At 69.2% G+C, this 15,566-nt stretch carries 14 protein-coding genes; 6 read left to right on the top strand and 8 right to left on the bottom strand.

Features of this window, described 5'->3' with window-relative positions; genetic code table 11:
* Positions 1-794, bottom strand: a 794-nt coding sequence (locus tag ACWDX9_RS26905; protein WP_449958573.1) for a DegT/DnrJ/EryC1/StrS family aminotransferase, incomplete at its 3' end; no start/stop codon positions are given.
* The gene (locus tag ACWDX9_RS26900; protein WP_449958570.1) at positions 791-1,873 is read right to left on the bottom strand and encodes a GNAT family N-acetyltransferase; all 1,083 of its coding nucleotides are present in this window, start codon (positions 1,871-1,873) and stop codon (positions 791-793) included. The genes ACWDX9_RS26900 and ACWDX9_RS26905, both read right to left, overlap by 4 nt.
* Before the next feature lie 158 nt (positions 1,874-2,031).
* On the opposite strand from ACWDX9_RS26900, the gene ACWDX9_RS26895 reads away from it, so the two are divergent.
* From ACWDX9_RS26895 to ACWDX9_RS26885, 3 genes are all read left to right on the top strand, one after another.
* Positions 2,032-3,060 carry a phosphotransferase family protein gene (locus ACWDX9_RS26895; protein WP_449958567.1) on the top strand — a complete coding sequence of 343 codons (1,029 nt, stop codon included), beginning with the start codon at positions 2,032-2,034 and terminating at the stop codon, positions 3,058-3,060.
* 43 nt (positions 3,061-3,103) lie between these two features.
* Positions 3,104-3,853: an SDR family oxidoreductase gene (locus tag ACWDX9_RS26890; protein WP_449958564.1), complete on the top strand. Its 750-nt coding sequence runs from the start codon at positions 3,104-3,106 to the stop codon at positions 3,851-3,853.
* 160 nt (positions 3,854-4,013) lie between these two features.
* Positions 4,014-5,402 carry a GH39 family glycosyl hydrolase gene (locus ACWDX9_RS26885; RefSeq protein WP_449958561.1) on the top strand — a complete coding sequence of 463 codons (1,389 nt, stop codon included), beginning with the start codon at positions 4,014-4,016 and terminating at the stop codon, positions 5,400-5,402.
* A gap of 251 nt (positions 5,403-5,653) precedes the next feature.
* On the opposite strand, the gene ACWDX9_RS26880 is transcribed toward ACWDX9_RS26885, so the two are convergent.
* Complete coding sequence (locus ACWDX9_RS26880; RefSeq protein WP_449958558.1) at positions 5,654-5,977, bottom strand: hypothetical protein; 324 nt, start codon at positions 5,975-5,977, stop codon at positions 5,654-5,656.
* Between the two features lie 299 nt (positions 5,978-6,276).
* On the opposite strand from ACWDX9_RS26880, the gene ACWDX9_RS26875 reads away from it, so the two are divergent.
* Positions 6,277-6,819 (top strand): dihydrofolate reductase family protein, encoded by a 543-nt coding sequence (locus tag ACWDX9_RS26875; RefSeq protein ID WP_449958556.1) that lies wholly within the window; start codon positions 6,277-6,279, stop codon positions 6,817-6,819.
* A 193-nt stretch (positions 6,820-7,012) separates the two neighbouring features.
* Positions 7,013-8,125, top strand: a complete 1,113-nt coding sequence (locus tag ACWDX9_RS26870; protein ID WP_449958553.1) for a HEAT repeat domain-containing protein — start codon at positions 7,013-7,015, stop codon at positions 8,123-8,125.
* 409 nt (positions 8,126-8,534) lie between these two features.
* On the opposite strand, the gene ACWDX9_RS26865 is transcribed toward ACWDX9_RS26870, so the two are convergent.
* Together ACWDX9_RS26865 and ACWDX9_RS26860 are read right to left on the bottom strand one after the other, a co-directional pair.
* Positions 8,535-8,747, bottom strand: a complete 213-nt coding sequence (locus ACWDX9_RS26865) for a DUF397 domain-containing protein (protein WP_364758519.1) — start codon at positions 8,745-8,747, stop codon at positions 8,535-8,537.
* Entirely contained in the window at positions 8,737-9,564 is an 828-nt protein-coding gene (locus ACWDX9_RS26860; protein WP_449958549.1) for a helix-turn-helix domain-containing protein, read from the bottom strand. Before ACWDX9_RS26860 ends, ACWDX9_RS26865 begins: the two co-directional genes overlap by 11 nt.
* A gap of 555 nt (positions 9,565-10,119) precedes the next feature.
* Between ACWDX9_RS26860 and ACWDX9_RS26855 the strand changes: the two genes are divergently transcribed.
* Positions 10,120-10,503, top strand: a complete 384-nt coding sequence (locus tag ACWDX9_RS26855; RefSeq protein WP_449958546.1) for a hypothetical protein — start codon at positions 10,120-10,122, stop codon at positions 10,501-10,503.
* On the opposite strand, the gene ACWDX9_RS26850 is transcribed toward ACWDX9_RS26855, so the two are convergent.
* The 3 genes from ACWDX9_RS26850 to ACWDX9_RS26840 form a co-directional block, all read right to left on the bottom strand.
* Complete coding sequence (locus tag ACWDX9_RS26850) at positions 10,496-11,128, bottom strand: GNAT family N-acetyltransferase (RefSeq protein WP_449958543.1); 633 nt, start codon at positions 11,126-11,128, stop codon at positions 10,496-10,498. The genes ACWDX9_RS26855 and ACWDX9_RS26850 overlap by 8 nt on opposite strands.
* 6 nt (positions 11,129-11,134) lie before the next feature.
* Entirely contained in the window at positions 11,135-12,301 is a 1,167-nt protein-coding gene (locus ACWDX9_RS26845) for a DUF418 domain-containing protein (RefSeq protein WP_449958540.1), read from the bottom strand.
* A gap of 109 nt (positions 12,302-12,410) precedes the next feature.
* Positions 12,411-15,560 carry a hypothetical protein gene (locus ACWDX9_RS26840; RefSeq protein WP_449958537.1) on the bottom strand — a complete coding sequence of 1,050 codons (3,150 nt, stop codon included), beginning with the start codon at positions 15,558-15,560 and terminating at the stop codon, positions 12,411-12,413.
* Positions 15,561-15,566 lie beyond the last annotated feature (6 nt).

Below are 15,566 nucleotides of genomic sequence, written 5' to 3'. Positions count from 1 at the left end.
CGCCCGCGGTCGGCGGAGACCTTGGCCAGGCGCCTGGACTGGTACCAGCGGGCCACCCGGCCGCGGCGGGCGCGGTAGTCGTGCAGGTCGGCGCGTACCCAGGGGTCGAAGGGCGGCAGCTCGGGGATCCGTTCGAGCGCCTGCTTCAGGGCCTCGGGCTCCAGGGCGATGCGGTAGCCCTCGCGGTCCTCCTGCATGCCGAGCGCCCGCATGAGCCTGAGCGCGGGGCGTACGAGGTCGAGCCTGAGCGCCACCTGGCGGGCCATCGAGGTGGCCACGCCGGTCAGGTCGGCCCGCAGGGAGCCGGGGGCCAGCAGGGCGTCACGGGCGCGTTGGAGCGCGCGCAGGTCGGACTCGTGCTCGACGACCAGGACGCCGCCCGAGCCCGCCCCCGGGTGCTTGGAGAGGCTGAACACCCCGGCCTGGCCGAAGGTCCCCAGTGGCCGGCCGCCGATGCTCGTCTCCATGGCGTGCGCCACATCCTCGATCAGGATTTTTCCGGACAAGGACGGGGCGTCGTCGGGCAGACCGTACAGGTTGGTCGTCAGGACGGCGTCCACCGCGGCGAGGTCGACGCGGGAGACGTCGATGTTGCCGTCGCGCGGGGACAGCGGCGCGATCACCGGGCGCAGGCCGGCCGCGAGCACCAGGAACAGGATCTCGTCGGCCGAGATCGGCGACATGAGCAGCCGCTGGCCCGGCTCGCACCAGTGGCGTAAGGCCAGGTAGAGGCCGAGGCGGTTGGAGGGGAGCGCCAGGCAGCGACGGCCTGTGCGCTCCTCGACGAGCCTCACCCTTGCAGGACGGTACGGAGCCGTCCGTAGGTCTTCAGCGCCCTGTCGGCGGTCTTGAGCAGGAACGGGTTGGCCATCACCGTGGCGCGCGTCTTGCGCACCGGCACCCGCATCATCCAGTGGACCCCGGAGGCGGCCCCGAGCCTGGCCACCCGCCCCTCGGCCACTTCGAGCTGGCCCGTCTTGAGCTTGTCCTTGTACTCCTTCTCGCCCCGGCCCATGTCGATCACCTCGATGCCGTTGGCCGCGGCCTGCTCGGCCATCGCCAGGTGGTGGATGAGGCCGGGGGAGTACTTGGCGAAGTGGGTGTCGTAGGCGGGGAACCACCCGGCGAGCGTCGTACGCGTGCGGAGGCCGAAATGCCCGGCCACCGGCCGCCCGTCCACGGAGACCATGTCGAGCACCCCGGCGAAGCTGTCCGACTGGGTGGCCAGCAGCCGCTCGACCAGCTCCACGATCCACCGGTGCGCGAACCTGTCGGTGCGCCCGGTGCGGCGATACTGGTCGGTCTTCCAGCCGAGCAGCGTGTGCAGGGGCGTCAGGTCGGTGGTCGCGTAGTCGTGACGCATCGTCCCGGCCTCGCGCTGCAGCTTGCGGGACTTGGCCAGGGTGGTCTTGTACGTCTTGCCGGAGTGCTCCCGGAGGATGTCGGTGTAGTGCTCGTAGCCTCCGCGCAGGTCGATGATCGGCGACGGATGCCTTTCGTGCCGCTCGTTCAGCAGCGGCTGGCCGGAGACCAGATGGTCGAACTCGTACACCGCCAGCCCGCACTCCTTGAGGAGGCGGCGCGGATCGATGGGGAGATCTTTGGCACGTACCATCCCCTGCGCGTCGGTCAGCCCCGCGGCGACCGGTTTGCCGATGCCCAGGGGATGTCGTTCAAAGGGGAAGAAACCGACGATGTCTGGGCCGTCGTAGAGGACCGCGACCCGTACGACATTTCGGAGTTCGCCTACCGCGATGGTGAATTCCGGGGACAAGAAGGGGCTGTCGAGCGCGGGGTCCGCCTCCTGCAGCTCTCTCCAGCGGCTCACTTCGGATTGTCCCAGCTCACGGGGCAGGGCAAGGGTGACGCGCATGGGCTCCTACCGTCGGCATGCCACTGTTTTTCAAGCTTGAGGGGGGACCTGTACAGCCAGGGTAAAGGTTATTACCAGAGCAGTCGTAACCGCAGGTCCCGAACGTTACCGAACTCTCAGGTGGTGTTCAGGACCGAGTGGCGTTCTAATGTGTGTTCATGACCGTACCTGGCATCGACTGGCCTGCACTGATCACGTGGATGGGCCGGAACGTGCCCGATGCGGGCGAGCCGCTGTCCGTCTCGCTGATCTCGGGCGGCAGGTCCAATCTCACCTATCTGATCGAGGCCCGCGACCGCCGCCTGGTGCTGCGCCGGCCGCCGCTCGGCCACGTGCTGCCCACCGCCCACGACATGCGGCGCGAGTGGCGGGTCATCTCGGCCCTGGCGGGCACGCCCGTCCCGGTGCCCTCGCCGATCGCGTTCTGCGCCGACGAGTCCGTCATCGGGGCGCCGTTCTATCTCATGGGGTACGTGGAGGGCGCCGCCGTACGGACCCGGGAGGAGCTCGGCTCGCCGTCGCCGGCGCAGACGCGGCGGCTGTCGGAGCGGCTGGCCGAGGTGCTGGCGGCCATCCACGCGGTGGACTACCGCGAGGTGGGGCTCGGGGACTTCGGGCGGCCCGAGGGCTACCTGGCCAGGCAGCTCGAACGGTGGGGGCAGCAGTGGGAGCGGTCGAAGACGGCCGACCTGCCCGAGTACGACCGGCTCGTGGAGCGGCTGCGGGAGCGGCTGCCCGCCGCCTCCGACAGCACGCTGGTGCACGGCGACTACCGGCTGGACAACACGTTGATCCGGTTCGGGGAGCCGATCGAGATCATGGCCGTGGTGGACTGGGAGATGTCCACGCTGGGCGATCCGCTGGCCGACCTGGGGCTGACGCTGACGTACTGGCACGACCAGGGGGACGAGGAACGGGCGCGGATTCCCGTGGCGGGGGACGTGACGGTGGCGCCGGGGTTCATGAACGCGGCGGAGTTCGCCGCGCACTACGCCAAGGTCTCCGGCCGGGATATTTCGGATCTTGGGTTTTATGTGGCTTTCGGCAACTTCAAGCTCGCTGTCATCGTGGAGGGTATCCACGCCCGGTTCCGGCAAGGTAAGACCGTTGGGGAGGGATTCGACCGCATCGGGTCCGCGGTGCCCACGCTGATCTCCCGTGCGCATCGCATGCTCGACCAGCCCTGACGGTCGGCCTTCGCGAGGACACCCCCGACGCAAGGAGCACGTCATGAGCACAGTTGCACTCATCACCGGAGCGGCCAGCGGCATCGGGGCGGCGGTGGCGCGGCGGCTGTCGGCGGGCGGCGTCAAGTGCGTCCTCGTCGACCTCGACGGTGAGGGCGCCGAGAGGCTGGCCAAGGAGGTGGACGGCGTGTGGCTGGCCGCCGACGTCAGCCGCGAGGAGGCCTCGCTGGAGGCGGTGGCGCTGGCCGAGCAGCGCTACGGACGGCTCGACCTGGTCCACCTGAACGCGGGGATCTCGGGCCGGGTGGACCTGGCGGACTTCGACCTGGCGCGTTACCGCCAGGTGGTCGGGGTGAACGTGGACGGCGTCGTCTTCGGCGTGCGGGCCAGCGTCCCGCTGCTCAAGCGGTCGGGCGGGGGCGCCATCGTGGCCACCTCGTCGCTGGCCGGGCTCGTGGGCTTCGCCGGCGACCCGATCTACACGATGACCAAGCACGCCGTCGTCGGCCTGGTCAGGGCGCTTGCCGAGCCGCTCGCCGCCCAGAACATCCGCATCAGCGCCGTCTGCCCTGGATTCACGGACACGCCGCTGGTGGCGGAGTCGCGGGAGATGTTCGTCAACGCCGGGTTCCCCCTGCTCACGGCCGAGGACGTGGCCGCCGCCGTCGAGTCCGCCTTCTATGCCGACACCCCCGGCACGCTCCTGGTCGTGCAGCCCGGCCGGCCGCCGGTCCCGTACCGCTACGCAGGGGTTCCGGGCCCTGTGGGAGGCCAGCGTCCCCCGGTCTCCTGAACGGAAACGGCAAGTGCCTTGCAAGTGGGGCGATTAGCCTATTAAGGGTCAGGCTCTAGTACGTTTGCACTCTCTTGGAACGTTCGCAGCCCGCGCAGAATCCAGAGCCCTTGTAGGTTCGTGAGTCCTTGTACCTTTGCCGCAGCATGAGGAGCATTCGGTGATTCCGACTGACGGCCGGCACGCACGAAGACGATCGCCGTGGCCGCTCGCGCTGGGAGCGGGCGTCCTCGCCGTCGTACTGGTGGCGGGCATCATGGTCTACGCGTCGATGCGCAGCCAGTCACGCAGCGTGTTCAAGGGTGAGGACGTCGCCACGACGCTCCCCAGCGAGCCCGCGCCGCAGTTGGAGCAGCCGCCCGCGCTCGACAACTGGCCGCGCTGGGGCATCACCCACACCCAGTACAGCGCGGACAACGAGCCGCCGCAGGTCGTGGAGGAGGCCAGGGGCGTGCTCGGCCGGGTTCCGATGCTGCAGAACCAGCACATCATGGGCTGGGGCGTCGGCAACCCGGAGCCCAGCCCCGGGCAGTTCAACTTCCGTGACCTGGACCGGCGGCTGAAGTTCATGGCGTCGTCGCGGGCGGTGCCGGTCATCACGCTGTGCTGCGCGCCGGACTGGATGAAGGGCGGGCAGGCCGGGCGTACGGACTGGAGCAAGAACCACACGGTCGCGCCCAAGCGCGAGCATTTCGACGACTACGCCAAACTGGCCGCCACGGTCGCCAAGCAGTATCCGACGGTCAAGCACTACATGGTGTGGAACGAGTTCAAGGGCTTCTGGGACCCGTCCACGAACCGCTGGGACGCCGAGGGGTACACCGAGCTGTACAACAAGGTCTACGCGGCCTTGAAGAAGGTGAACAAGGACATCCAGGTCGGCGGCCCGTACATCCCCATCGAGACCAACTCCAAGGGCGGCCCCTCGGAGTTGAGCGGCCCGTGGGGCACGGTGGACCAGCGGGCGCTGGACGCGATCACGTACTGGCTGGAGCACAACAAGGGCGCCGACTTCGTCGTGGTGGACGGCGCGTCCATGACGAACGACCGGGGCAACGTACCCGACGACTTCGCCGCCCAGGCCAAGTTCGCCGCCATCACGACGTGGCTGCGGCAGAAGAGCAAGGACCTGCCCGTGTGGTGGGCCGAATGGTACGTCGAGCCGGAGAACTCCGGCTGGTCGGAGGAGAAGCGCACGGCGGTGCAGGCGACGGCGCTGATGGAATTCGCCAAGAGCGGCGTGACGACGGCCCTTTACTGGAACCCGCAGCAGAAGAGCGAAGGCGACTGCGCCGGCTGCCTCTGGAGCCCCAAGGTGGGCGGGGAGATGCCGATGGCGGGCCTGCTCAGCGGCTTCACCAAATGGTTTCCGGCCGGCGTACGCGTCGAACCCGTGACAACCTCGGACCCCAAGATCAAGGCGATCGGCCAGGAACGCCAGGTGGTCATGGTGAACACCTCGGACCGCGAGGTCACGGCCACGGTCGACGGCCGCCAGGTAACCCTGAAACCCCACGAAATCAAATGGTCGGGCCGCGGCGGCACCTAAAGCACGGCCTTCCACAGGGGGCGCTTCGCGCACGAAATTCCAGACAGCGCTGCCCAAGGAGGGCTCCGCTCCCTTTCGATCCCCCCTTAACCCCCCGCCCGTTGCCCTGTTACCGGGCGGGCCTGCTGGAGCCCACCCCGAAACCCCGCTCGCTTCGCTCGCTTTGGGGCTCCGCCGACGGTGCGCCTCCTCGGGACCCGAGTCCCAGGCCGACTCGCGATCCGGCGAGAGCCGCACACGAGCTGTCACGGTCAGAGACGAACCGCCAGGGCTTGGACGGAGTCATCGCTCGCGTCCGTGTCTTCGTCCGTGTGCGTTGCCTGTTCGAGGAGGATGTTCAGGCGCTGCAGGACTCGGAGCTGCGCGGAGTGGTAGAGCTCCACCGCCGCGTGGGCCATCGTGCTTTCGGCCAGCTTTGCTCCTCGTGGCGAATCCGCCACCGGGTCGTTCGACCACGGGTGCTCTTTCCGCTGGCCGGCAATGCCTGCGTCAACGAGGCCGTGGCCGCCTACCTCATCGACCTCAAGTCTCCGGCCGACGGGGCCCGGTGCAAGCTCTGAGGCGCGCACTGGCACGTCGGAGTCTCCTCCGATCGGTCGGACAGCCAGGACGAGATTTCTGACGTCCCTGCCTCGGATGCCAGGTTCTCGCTGGTCAGGCTGCAGCAAGCTCCTGCCGGGTGCCGCTGGGAGCCTTGGTCACGGTGGCCGGACGCCTGTTCACCGGAGCGACCGGATCCTGTGGGAAAAGTTCGCCCGGGAACGGCGATGAGTTTCGCGGTGGTCGCCTGTCTGTATCGCCGACACCCGAACAACCCCGTATCGCCGTCGGGCACGAGCTGCTCGTGTCGTTCATCCCAGGAAGGAACAGGGCCATGGCCTCACTGGTTCTGAAGATGTCGGTCTCGCTCGACGGTTACGCCGCATCACTCGACGGGAGCGGCGACTGGATCGCCGCGGGAGACTCCGATGACGCTCTCAGCTGGACCGTCGAGACTGTCAGCAACGCCGGCGTGCATCTCATGGGAGCCGCCACGTACGCGGTGCTGGCCGCCCACTATCCCAACGACTCCGGGCCGTTCGCCAAGCCGATGAACGACATCCCGAAGGTCGTGTTCTCGAACTCGCTCACCTCAGCCGACTGGGACGAGACGACGATCGCCGCCGGAGACCTGGCCGAATCCATCACGCGGCTCAAGCAGGAGCGCTCCGACGGCTACCTGCTCGCCCACGGCGGGGCACGGTTCGCCCGGTCGCTGGTCGAGACCGGCTTGATCGACGAATACCGCCTTCTTGTCCACCCGGTCGTCCTCGGCGCGGGCGAGCGGATCTTCCCGGCGCCGCTGACCCTCGAGCCGAAAAGCACGACCGTCTTCAGCGGCGGGGCCGTCGCCCACGTCTTCGCGGCGCAACCGTGATCGAGCCCGATCGGTGACCGCGGCCCGCCCGCTATCCAAAGAACCGGACCCTGACCAGCCGAAAGGCGGTCAGGGTCCGGTTCTGCGCATCCGGCCGGTGGCGACTCCCGCGGCGGCCTGAACCGGTCGCCGGTTCTCCGTCCGACTGCCAGACTGACCCAGATCACGAAGTGCGCTGGAGTACAGATATCGCATGAGCGGATACGAGGATCTCGTCCACGAAGCCCTCGCCGCCGAGGCGACGGGGGCCGCAGCCCCCGCTGAGCGGGCCGTCCACGACCTGCTCACCGCCGGCCCCGGGGCGCTGAGCCACGTCCTCACCGTCGCCGGGGAGCGCGCAAACCGCTATCACCCCCTGCTGTACGAGGTCGTCCGCCGCAGCACCGCCCCCGAGGCGGTCCCGGTGCTGCTCGCCCACACTGGTGCGGGCCCCTTCGCGCTGGTCGCGGCCGTCCTGTACGCCCTGGCCCGCAGCGGCGGGGACGAGGGACCGGACCGGGTCGAGGCCACCCTCGCCGACCGCACGGCGCTGCACACCACCCGGGCGGCGGCGGCCGAAGCCCTCCAGGGGACGGCCCGTCCGGCGACGGCCGAGGTCCTTCGCGCGGTCCTCGAGGAACAGCGCCGCGAGCTGGAAAACCCGGAGTGGCCCCTGCTGCTGGTCAACACGGCCGTCGCCCTCGCCACGACCGGCGACCACAGCGGAGCGGCAGCCCTCCACCCCCTCCTCGCCGACTGCCCCGAATCGGGTCGGGCCCTCGCCGCCGGTGCCTTCCGGAGCGTCCTCGGCGAGGACACCCTGCACCAGCTGGCGAGGGCGCTCGCCGACCCGGGCGTCGAGGTCCGCCGGGCGGCCGTGGACCCCGTCTTCCTCATCGGATCGCCCGCAGCCGCCGACCTGCTGCTGCGGAGCGCCCGGGAGGACCCGGACGACCAGGTGCGGTACAACGCCCTCATCCGCTTCGGCGACATCGCGGGCCTCGCCCTGAGCGGTGACCCGGAGGAACTGCCGTTCGCGGACGAGCAGTGGCGGGAACTGCGGGACGCTCTGGACCCGGCGGTCTGCCACCGCTTCGGCGTACCCGTCGCCCTCACCGACCTGATCGAGGAGTTCACCGACGAGGAGCCCCTACGGGCCTCCGTCGCCGCGGAACTGCGCCTCCTCACCGGCGTCGACGTGCCCACCGCCTACACCCGGCACGGCCTCGACGCGGCCCTGCGCTCCGTACGCGATGTCCCGTTCACCCCCGGCCGGATCCACAAGTGGGGCCATCCCCGGCCGATGCCGCCACTGGACCGGGAGTGAAGCCCAGGGCAGCTAGCGAGGGTCGTGCTCGGCGAGGAATCGCAGACTATCCCGCAGATTCCGGGATATGCGCGGGCCATCGGGCTTTTCCGTCGCCGGCCCTCGCCGTTGTGGCTGACGCGCACGACCGTCAGCTTTCCGATTCGGCGCCTGTGGTTCGGTGGGGTGGGGTTTCTCTTCGGGGCGCAGCGGGCGACTTTTCGCAGCGCCCTCTTCCTTGATTGCGGAGACTCTCATGGCAGAGACCTTTCTACGTCTTCCCACCTGCGACGTTACGGTCATGCGTCGTGGTCGGACATCCCTCCGGGCGTGTGTGGAGGCTTCCATCATCTCGGTGTAGGGATCTTGGTGTGCCGGAGGAAGGAGGAGGGGCTTGGAAGGGATGTGAGCCCCTCCTCCGTGCTTCCGGTCAGAAGTCGAATTCGCCCTTGGCCATGCCGTCCTTGAAGGCGGCCCATTCTGATGCGGTGAACACCAGTGCGGGGCCGGTGCGGTCCTTGCTGTCTCGCACGGCGACCCGTCCGCCGCTGAGGGGGGCTACTTCGACGCAGCTGCCGCCGTTGTCGCCCGATGCCTTGGCTTTGCGCCACGCGGCGGTTACGAGTTCGTTGTCAGTCTCCATACCTCTCCATCATCTCGCGAATGACCTGCTCGCTGATGTTCACCGGATGGGCCATGCTGCTCAAGGCATCCCAGCGCACGTTGAGGGCTCGGACGCCGTCGAAGTGAGTGATCACCTCTCCCGTCAAGGCGCTCTCCAGATAGGCGGTATCGGGTGAACCGGCTGTCTGGGCGATCTCGAATGCCCCCAGGAGCCCGGTGGTGAGCCCCGCGGACAGCGGAACGATCCGCACCGTGATGCACGGGTGTCGCATGGCGGTGAGGAGCCGCGCGAGTTGTTCGCACATCACGGAGGCACCGCCGACCGGTCGAGACAGGACGCTCTCATCGATGAGAGTCGAATACATGAGGGGGTTCGGCGAATCGAACACCGCCTGACGCTTGAGCCGAATCTTGACGGCCTTTTGCACCTCGTCGGGCGTGATCCCAGGTTTTCCAAGGAAGACCTGCTCCGCGTACCTCTCCGTCTGGAGGAGTCCGGGGATCAGGGACGGCTCGGACGTGCGGATGGTGTGGGCGGCGGCCTCGATGCCGGGCCATGGCCTGAACCACTTGGGGCCGAAGTCGTTGTGGATTTCCGGCAGCAGTTCCTTCAGTTCTCCGTTGAGCCCGAGAACGCGCTCGAGCTCCTCCGTGAAAGCCTCGCTCGGCGTGCGCTTACCGCGTTCGACGGCCCCTATCTGGCTCTCGCTGTAGGTGACCCCGGGAGCTGCGGCAAGGCGTTCCTGCGACAGCCCTTGACGTGTCCGAAACTTCCGCATCCGCGCGCCATACTCCGCTCGTGCGCGTAGGCCAGGTTCTTCCCCGTTAACGGTCATATCACGACCCTTCGCCTCTGTCTCCGCACGTCCTTACAGGGCCTACGCACACACTTCACCGGTGGTTGTGGAGCCGCTTTTCGAAACACAACGTAATCGCATGACGCCATGCTGTGCAGTGGCTACAGAGTTTCAGGCATGTGTAGCCCTCCACCTTCCGACCGCTCTTGTGCGCTTCGAGGTGATTTCCATGCGGCAAGGCGCGACAGTGCCTCGGCGACTGCGGTGTACCACGCTGCGGCTACCTCGCCGAGCAAGAGGAGCGCGTGGTCTGGTGCCACGTCCCCATGCGGTGATTCGTGAACGTCGCGTAATCGGGCCGGTGAACGGCTTCTGACCCTTGTTTATACATTTTCAGCTTCGTTGAACAGGAGGCTCGTCCGGGTATCCGCGCGTTACGGTTCCGGCGGCGGTGACGGACGAGCGACGGGGAGCCGACGTGGGGCGCGAATGGTGGATTCGGCCGGCCGCTCTGGAGGACGGGGCACGCCGGGTGGAGGAGACCGCGGCCATCATGACGGGGGCGGCCGCTGCGCTGCATACGGCCTGGGGAGCGTGGCTGCGCTTGGGCTGGGTGAGGCGAGGGACGGCCTGGGCGGGGCGGCACCGGTGGCGCTGACGGCTGGGCCGGGGCTTGAGGCCGGGCTTCGGTTGCTCGGCGTGCCCTGGCCGGACGAGGACGAGCATGCCTTGCGCGAGGTCGCCGCCGCGTACCGGGCGTTCGCCGACACGCTCGACACGCAGGCCGCCCCCACCATGACGGCGGGTGTGGCGACGGCCGCCGCGGCCGGTGACGACTGGGCCGGGTCGGAGGCCGAGTCGATCCACCGGAACCGGTACCTGGTCGCCGAGCGCATCTACCTCGAGGAGACCGACCCGCTGAGCCGGATGGACGTCGTCATCGACAACACCGTCTTCGACCGGCCTCGCATCAGGTGAGCCCGAAGAGCGGCAGGCAGGGCTCCAGGTTGTCGATCCGCACGGGGACGGGGTCGGTGAAGTCGGCCCGGTCGAGGCGGAGGCGCCGCTGGACCGCCCGCTTGCCGCGTACCTCGTCCACCATCAGCCCGTCCGGCCGGTAGCCGAGCTTGCCGGAGACGCCCAGTGAGGCCGGGTTGTCCAGGTACGCGCTGGAGACCGCCGTCAGGGCCCCGAGCCCCGTGAAGGCCAGGTGGAGGACGGCGGCGCGCATCTCCGTGCCGAGGCCCTTGCCCTGATGGGCGCGGCCCAGCCACGAGCCCGTGTGCACCTCGCGGGTGACCCGGAAGCCGTGCCCGGACAGGTCCTGGGTGCCGATCACCCGTCCCTCGTGGACGACGACGAAGTTGCAGCACCACCGCTCGGGCTGCCACCGCGCGATGAGGCCGAGCTGGAACCGGATGACGTTCGCCGGCAGCTCGTCGGCGGGGACGTCCGTCCACGGCACGCCGAACGGCATCACGTCCGGATCGTGCACGCCTTCCACGGCCCGGTCGGCCAGCTCGTCGAGATCGTCCAGAGAGGGCATGCGCAGTTCGAGGCGGGGTGTGGTGAGGCGGAGGTTGAGCACGGGCCAGTGGCGCATGGTCCGTCATTTCTCCAAAGAGTGGCGCGCCTGGTGCGGGCGGCTGGGGCCTGGTTTGCGCCAGTACGTGAGGAAGCGCAGGAGCCACTCCACGGGCCCGTACCGGTGCCTCTTGAGCCACCAGTGGCTGTAGAAGACCTGGCAGACGAAGACACCGAGCGCGATCAGCACCTCCAGCGCCGGGCTGACCCGGTCCACGAGCGCCAGCCCGTACCCGGTGAAGATCAGCGAGCAGATCAGCGACTGCGCCAGATAGTTGGACAGCGCCATCCGGCCCGGCGCCGCGAGCGCCCGGGCGATGCGCGGCATGTACGGCAGCACCCGCAGGAACGTCGCCGCGTACGCCGCCGCCAGCAGCGGGGCCGTCACCAGGTCCACGGCCTCGCCCCAGAACTTGTGCATCGTGCCGTGCCAGGCCGACGTCGTGTAGATGAACGCGCCCGCGAGCCCGACCGTGAACCCGGTCCACTGCAGCTTGCGCAGCGTGCCCGTGTGGGCCGACAGGTCGCGCATGGCGCCCAGCTTGCCGACCGCCAGGCCGATCAGGCACGCCGCCAGCACCGCCGGGCCCTGGAACAGCACCCGGAAGACGATGATCAGCGACAGCTTCCTGAGGTGCTCGGAGATGATCTGCAGCGCGGAGGCCGCCAGCGCCGTGTCCGCCTTGGTGGCCTCCGCGGCCGAGTCCGCCACCGTGCCGCCCATGTCCAGGCCGAACGTGGCGAGCAGGGCCAGCAGCACGAAGCCGAGCGCGAGCATCGCGGTCAACATGACCGCCAGCACCACCGCGGCCTTGGGTCGGAGCTTGCGGAAGATCAGCAGGGCCAGGCCCACGGCCGCGTACGTCGTCAGGATGTCCCCGGGGAACAGCAGCACGGCGTGCGCCAGCCCGATCAGCAGCAGCCCGGCCAGGCGGCGCAGGAACATCGGCCCGAACGGGCGCCCCTGCCGCGCCGCCGAGTCGACCTGGAGGGTGAAGCTGTAGCCGAACAGGAAGGAGAACAGCAGGTAGAACTTGTTCTCCACGAGCAGCGTCACGGTGAACCGCACGGTCCAGTCCAGCGGGGACTGGAATGCGGGTTCGGCCATCCCGGCCATCCGGTAGCCGGAGGCCAGGAAGGCGATGTTGACTACGAGGATGCCCAGGAGTGCGAAGCCTCGTAAGGCGTCCACGGAAGCGATCCTCGCAGCCGCGAGTTGTGCGTTCGGCATGGCGGGGAGTGTCTCCTGTGTCCTCATATGGAGAACATCATCCCGCACAAGCTGAGCGTTTCCTGTGAATTTAGTTATTTTGTGCGATGTAGATGAATCGCTCGATGATCACTGCTAGCGCGACCACGAAAGCGGGCACGGCGAGGAAGAGCAGACGCTTCCTGGCCTTGCGTGCCCGGTTGGGGCCGTTCAGCCGGATGACCTCGTACGCGAAGAGCGAGACCCAGGTCACGGCCAGCGCGCCGATGCCCACGGGCGTCCACGGGGTGGTGGGGTCGCCGCGTCCCTTGTACGGCTGCGGTTCGGGGATCTCGGTGCCCCGGACGAACTTCTTCCAGGTGTAGAGGGCCGCGTCCTCGTTGGAGAACACCCGTTTCAGGTCCGGCGAGGCGTCCAGCGCCGCGCGGAACTTCGTCCCCCAGTCATCCGGGAAGCCCTCGTTGAGCTGCAGGTAGCTCACCTGCCCGCGACTCACGATCAGGTACGAGTTACGCGGTTGCTCCTTGAGCGCCGCGACCGCGTCCGCGATCTGCTTCGGGTCCTTGTGCACGAGGGCCTGCACGCCGAAGTTGACCAGCTCGACGTCCTTCTCGCCCCACGGCAGGGTCGGCGTGACCTCCGGCCCCGTCTTGGGGACCAGGTAGAGCACCTTGGCGCTCGGCTTGTCGTGCTGGTAGACGTAGTGTAGCGCGGCCACCTCACCCACGGTGACCCGCTCGAACTTCTCGTTGCCGTACCTGGCCATCAGGAACGCGAACGCGAACAGCACCGCGAAGCACGCCGCGAGCACGACCGAGAGCTTCTTGGTGAGCTGCGGGTTGAAGCGCACGTTCCGCTTGCGCAGCGGCACGGTCTCCTCGCGCACGTCCGCGCTGTCGGCCGGAAGGTTGGGGAAGAACGCGTACGCGGCCAGCAGGCAGGCCCCGGGCAGCGCGAACATGTAGATCCGCAGCCCGATCTCGCCGCCGTAGCTCTGCAGCCCCAGCGCCAGCACCGGCACGCAGAGCAGGATCAGCGCCGACCGGTCGAACACCCCGCGCCGGAACCGCCGGAACAGCCCCGTGGCCGCCAGGCTGAGGATCACCACGAGAATGCCGAGCCGCGCCTGCAGCACCAGCGCGTGCGCGGGGTCGCTGCCCTCGATGCGGTCGCCGGTGCTGTTGCCGATGTTCTGCAGGATCCGGCCGAAGCCGCCGAAGATGGCGCCGATCTGGCTGGACCAGAAGCCCACCGTCATGTAGCTGATCCAGGCCAGCACGAGCAGCCCGAGGAAGAACGGCAGCCCCCAGGTCAGCGACGTCCGCTTGAAGATGAGGAACGCCGTCACGACCCCGAGCATCATGAACGGGGTGATCTGGTGCGAGGCCACCGACGCGACGAACAGCGCCAGCAGCATCATCAGCATGAGCAGCTTGTCGGCCCGGTACGTGCCGGTGTTGGCCAGCTCGCCCGGGGTCATCGCGTCCAGCTTGCCGAGCAGCTTGCGCAGGCCCTTGGGCGGGATCGGCTTCGTCCGCTGTTCGACCCGTCCGAACCATCTGAGCAGGATCGCGATGAACGCCAGATACAAGGCGAACGTGAAGCCCTGCGGCGAGAAGTAGTCCTGCCCGATCCACTGCACCAGCACGAACAGCAGCGCCGCGAACCACCGCGCCCGCGTGGTGGCCACGACCTGGCGCAGGATCAGCACGAACGGGAGCAGGTAGAGCAGGTTCGAGACGAGCGGCGTCCACTGCAGGATCGGCGTCAGGTCGGTGATCCCGGCGGCCTTCGTCACGAAGGCGAACAGCGCGAAGAAGCCCGGCCAGCCCATACGGGCGTCGATGCTGATGGCCGACTCGCCGGTCCTGCTGATGAACTCCACGAAACCGGCGTGGATGTACGCCGTGGGGAAGCGCGGCGCCGTGGCCACCAGGGCTCCCGCGCCGTGCAGGGCGAAGGTGATGGCGGCGATCTGGAACAGCAGGAGGAACTTGCGGTCGGTGCTCTGGGCGACCGTGACGAAGAACGACACGATCATGATGAGGATGGCGATGAACGCCGTCGTCGGGAGGGCCGAGATCAGGCCCAGGCCGTCGATCTTGTTGGGGTCCACGCCGCGCAGGGGTCCTGGCGCGACCTTGAGGGCCAGGATGTACATGGCCAGGCCCTCGAGGACCAGCAGCACGGGCAGCCACTTGGGCGCACTGGCGACCAGCGCGCCGATCCGACCGCCGAGCGTGCGCGGCTTGCCGGGGACCGCCTGGGGGGCCGGTTGGGGGGCCGGTTGGGGGGTCGTCTGCTGGGGCGGTGCCTGCTTCGTGGCGACCTGGGGGGCCGCGGGCTGCGGGGGCGTCGTGGGCGGGGCGGCGGCGGGCATGGGCGAGGCCTGCGGCGCCTCCACAGGCGCAGCAGCAGCCGACGCGCTGGAGACCGACCCCGACCCACCGGCCGACGCGCTGGCGGCCGACCCACTCGCGGCCGATCCACTCGTGGCCGATCCACTCGTGGGTGACGCGCTCGGGGCCGAGCCACCGGTGGGCGTCGTCCCGGTGGGCGTCGCTCCGGCCGGTGCTCCTCCTCCGGCGGAGGGCGCCGAGGCGGGACGGACTATCGGCACGGGCACGGTCCCGGCTGCCGCGGTCTCGGTGACGGGCCGCTTGCCAGGCGCCGCACCCTTGGCGGGCGCCTTCCCGGACGCGGCATCCTCGGCGGACGCGGCATCCTTGGAGGCCCCGGGTGCGGCGGGGCTGGAGGCAGCGCCGCCGGACGGGGTGGCGCCGGGCGTGGTGGTGCCGGACTTGCCGTCCGACCCCTTGGTGGGCGCTGCAGCCGGTGCCGCACCCTTCCCGGGCGCAGCGTTCTTGGAGGTGCCAGGCGCGGCGGGGCTGGAGGCGGTGGCGCTGGGCGTGGCGGTGCCGGGCTTCCCGTCACCGGTCGGCTGCGGCCCGCTCGCCGGCTGCGACCGCGGTCCAGGCTTGGTCGCGGAGGTGTCAGCGGGTGGCGCGGAAGCGGTCTGCGCCGGGGTGGTCACCGTGCCCGTCGCGTCCGGGTCGGCGGCCCCCTCCACCGTGGGCGGGTGCCCGATGTGCAAGGGGGCCGGCAGCCGGATCATCGTCGTCGTGTCCGGATCCGGCTCGGCGTCCTCCGACGGCGGGTCCTCCGCAGGCGGGCCCTCCGGGGGAGCGGTGTCGAACGTCAGCTTCGGGATGACCCCGGTCGCCTCCGGATCGAAGGGCACGTCTGA

Source organism: Nonomuraea sp. NPDC003201 (genome assembly GCF_053590415.1).
The sequence above is the reverse complement of the archived record's forward strand: the minus strand, read 5'-3'. Positions and strand labels throughout refer to the sequence as shown.

Coding starts and splice junctions, on each gene's coding strand:
- ACWDX9_RS26900 (WP_449958570.1), bottom strand. CDS start 1,873: ATGCGCGTCACCCTTGCCCTGCCCCGTGAGCTGGGACAATCCGAAGTG.
- ACWDX9_RS26895 (WP_449958567.1), top strand. CDS start 2,032: ATGACCGTACCTGGCATCGACTGGCCTGCACTGATCACGTGGATGGGC.
- ACWDX9_RS26890 (WP_449958564.1), top strand. CDS start 3,104: ATGAGCACAGTTGCACTCATCACCGGAGCGGCCAGCGGCATCGGGGCG.
- ACWDX9_RS26875 (WP_449958556.1), top strand. CDS start 6,277: ATGGCCTCACTGGTTCTGAAGATGTCGGTCTCGCTCGACGGTTACGCC.
- ACWDX9_RS26870 (WP_449958553.1), top strand. CDS start 7,013: ATGAGCGGATACGAGGATCTCGTCCACGAAGCCCTCGCCGCCGAGGCG.
- ACWDX9_RS26865 (WP_364758519.1), bottom strand. CDS start 8,747: ATGGAGACTGACAACGAACTCGTAACCGCCGCGTGGCGCAAAGCCAAG.
- ACWDX9_RS26860 (WP_449958549.1), bottom strand. CDS start 9,564: ATGACCGTTAACGGGGAAGAACCTGGCCTACGCGCACGAGCGGAGTAT.
- ACWDX9_RS26850 (WP_449958543.1), bottom strand. CDS start 11,128: ATGCGCCACTGGCCCGTGCTCAACCTCCGCCTCACCACACCCCGCCTC.